The organism is Oscillibacter sp. UBA6647 (assembly GCA_002455655.1).
GTDB lineage: Bacteria > Bacillota > Clostridia > Oscillospirales > Oscillospiraceae > Oscillibacter.
In genome coordinates this window covers 1-3048 of the sequence record DKLF01000043.1, presented here as the reverse complement: position 1 = coordinate 3048, position 3048 = coordinate 1, and the positions used below count along the sequence as shown (strand labels likewise).

Genomic DNA, 3048 nt, shown 5'->3' with positions numbered 1-3048 from the left:
ACCTCGTCGGCCACCACGGCAAAGCCCTTGCCCGCTTCGCCCGCCCGGGCGGCTTCCACAGCGGCGTTCAGCGCCAGAATGTTGGTCTGGAACGCGATATCCTCAATGGTCTTGATGATTTTGCCGATCTCTCTGGAATTCTGGTTGATTTCGCTCATGGAATCCTCCATGCCCCGCATCTGCGCGTCGCACTCCTTCATCAGGCCATAGGCCTGCTGCACCCGCTCACTGGCGGTGACGGTGTGGTTCGCAGTGTCCCGCACGTTGGCGGATATCTCCTGAAGGGATGCGGCCAGTTCCTCCACGGAGGATGCCTGCTCCGTCGTCCCCTGAGACAGAATCTGCGCCCCGGAGGAAATCTGGTCCGCGCCGTCGGAAACCTGATCCGCAGCCAGAACAATTCTTCCAAGGGTCTGTCCCTGCAAGCGGCGCAGGTCCTCCACTGCTGTCAGCAGCGGCGCATAATCCCCGGCGTACAGCTCGGATGCTTTGCTTTGGCCCGTGAAATCGCCGGAGGCAATCTTCTCCAACACCGCCTCCAGATCGCGGATGATGCCGGAAACCGAGGCGGTGATGGTGGCGGTGGCGGCAGCGAGACGGCCTGTCTCATCCTGCCGGGCAACCTTTGGCACATCGCTGCTCAAATCGCCCTGTGCAAGCTGCTCCAGCCGCTGGGTGCAGACGGTGACAGCGCTGCCGATTCTTCTGGACGTCCGGTTGGATACCAGAATCACCGCCACGGCGGCCAGCGCCAGCAGCCCCACACACAGCAGCATATTAGCGTAGGTCGTGCTCATAAAGTCCTTTACCACGGCGCACACGCCAAGACTCCAGCCGTCGGTCCCGCTCACCGGGGCATAGGCCAGATATTTGGTCACGCCGCCATAAGTATACCGTCCAAAGCCGGTTTTTCCCTGCGTCATCTCCGTCTCCATGGCAGCCAGGGCACTCAGGCTGGAGTCCGTCTGCGCGTCCCGGATGGTGCTCTCGGCATTTAAAACGGTCTCCATGTCCGGGTCGGCAATCGTAAATCCATCCTTGTTCAGCATATAGGTGGTGGCGCCTTCACTGATCTTAATTTCTGCCATAAGATCGTTAAGGAATGTCTGCTGCGTCTTAAGAAACACCACGCCGGAAATTCCGCCGCCGCTCCCACGAACGGGTGCGGCTGCATAAATCGTCACGCTGCCCGCGGCCTGATCCAGTTCCGGCTCGGAAATGTACGTCTCCCCGGCCATTGTCCGCTTGAAGAACTCCTGGTCGGCATAGCTGCCGCTTCCGGTGCGACTCCGTCCGCTGGCGTCCAGCAGGTCGCCGCCCTCAAGGTCGTATGCGTCCACACACTGGGCGATCACGGCGGCGTAAACCGCAGGGTCCGCTGCCTCGTCGCTCAGCTCCGTCCGATATCCAAGGTCGGTGGCGACATTTTTCACAGCCGTCAGCTTCTGTCCCACCAGCTCCGCGCTGGTCTCCGACAGCTCCTTCATCATACGCTCCACCGTCTGATTCACGCCGAAATAGCTCACATAACCCGGCACGGCTGCCATCAGCAGCAGAGGAATCAACGCCAGCAGCAGCATCTTTGAAAACAGATCCCTGCGAATCGAAGCGCTTCCTCTTTTCTCTTTTTTGCGAAGCTTGCGGTCTTTCTTTCCTATCATCCGTTTTCTGTCCTTTCTCTTTCGTAACCCGCAGTATGGCTTTCCAAGGTTTTCTTTTTAAAAACTTTTTCTATTTTATTATCGGATAATCCGTCGAAAAATGAAAGAGATGAATAGACTAAATATTTTTCATGCCGAGCATTCCAATTTTTCAGCATCGCCGCCGTTTGCGTTCCAAAGCCGGATCCCGCCGCTGAAAGGGTTTGTCGATGAGAATGATGTCGTCCCCGATCCGCTGGATACACTCCCACGGAATGTAGTATTCCTCCCCCCTGCCGAACAGGCCAAAGAAGCGGTACGGTCCGAATACAATAATGGCGCACACCTGTCCCTCCGGCAGTTTAATTTCCACATCCCCAACATAGCCCAGCCGACAGCCGTCGCAGATGTTAATGACTTCTTTTCGCCGTATATCCCTGATTCTGCATCCCATAGCGCACGCCTCCTCCCTGAAAAAAAGCATATGCCCGACCGGGAATGTCCTATGCCGTGCGGCCTTCTCCCCCGTCTCGACAAAACCTTCCAGTATAGGAAAATCCGCTGCCGGAAATACTGATTCACGAAGAAAAATCAGGTAGCGAGGTGGCTTTCATGCAGGGAAAGGTCGAGATTTGCGGCGTAAACACATCCAAGCTGAAGGTCCTTAAGAATGAGGAAACCATGCAACTTCTGCGTCGGACAAAGGAGGGCGACCGGGAGGCGCGGCAGACTCTCATCGAGGGAAATCTCCGGTTGGTACTCTCCGTTATCCAAAAGTTCTCCAACCGGGGCGAAAACCCGGACGATCTGTTTCAGGTGGGCTGCGTAGGGCTGATCAAAGCCATTGATAACTTTGATATCTCCCAGCCGGTGCGCTTCTCCACGTACGGGGTACCCATGATCGTTGGCGAAATCCGCCGGTATTTGCGGGACAACAGTGCCATCCGGGTGTCCCGCAGTATGCGGGACACGGCCTACCGGGTCCTTCAGATGCGGGACAAGCTGGTGGGCGAAAACCAGCGGGAGCCAACGGTGGAGCAGCTTGCAAAGGCGTTGGACATTCCCCGCGAAGAGGTGGTCTTTGCCATGGACGCCATCACGGACCCCGTCTCTCTCTACGACCCGGTATACTCCGACGGCGGCGACGCCCTGTGCGTGATGGATCAGGTCCGGGACAAAAAAAACACTGATGAAAATTGGGTGGACCACATTGCCTTAAAAGAGGCACTCCACCGGCTGAACGACCGGGAACGGCGGATTCTGGCCCTGCGGTTTTACGAGGGCAAAACCCAGATGGAGGTTTCCGCCGAGGTGGGCATTTCGCAGGCGCAGGTTTCCCGGCTCGAAAAAGGGGCCATTGATACCATTCGCAAAAATTTGTAACACGATTCAAAGCAGCCCGCAGTCT

General features: G+C 57.0%; 3 protein-coding genes. 1 reads left to right on the top strand and 2 read right to left on the bottom strand.

The window, feature by feature from the left end:
- Together B2W96_RS03490 and B2W96_RS03485 are read right to left on the bottom strand one after the other, a co-directional pair.
- Nucleotides 1-1661, bottom strand: a 1661-nt coding sequence (locus B2W96_RS03490) for a methyl-accepting chemotaxis protein (protein WP_293008594.1), incomplete at its 3' end; no start/stop codon positions are given.
- Between the two features lie 151 nt (nucleotides 1662-1812).
- On the bottom strand, nucleotides 1813-2094 hold the full coding sequence (locus B2W96_RS03485; RefSeq protein ID WP_293008592.1) for a YlmC/YmxH family sporulation protein: 282 nt from the start codon (nucleotides 2092-2094) through the stop codon (nucleotides 1813-1815).
- A gap of 158 nt (nucleotides 2095-2252) precedes the next feature.
- Here B2W96_RS03485 and sigG point away from each other — a divergent pair, with 158 nt between their 5' ends.
- A complete protein-coding gene (sigG, locus tag B2W96_RS03480; RefSeq protein WP_293008590.1) occupies nucleotides 2253-3023 on the top strand; it encodes an RNA polymerase sporulation sigma factor SigG in 771 nt (256 codons plus the stop codon).
- The last annotated feature ends 25 nt before the right edge of the window (nucleotides 3024-3048 follow it).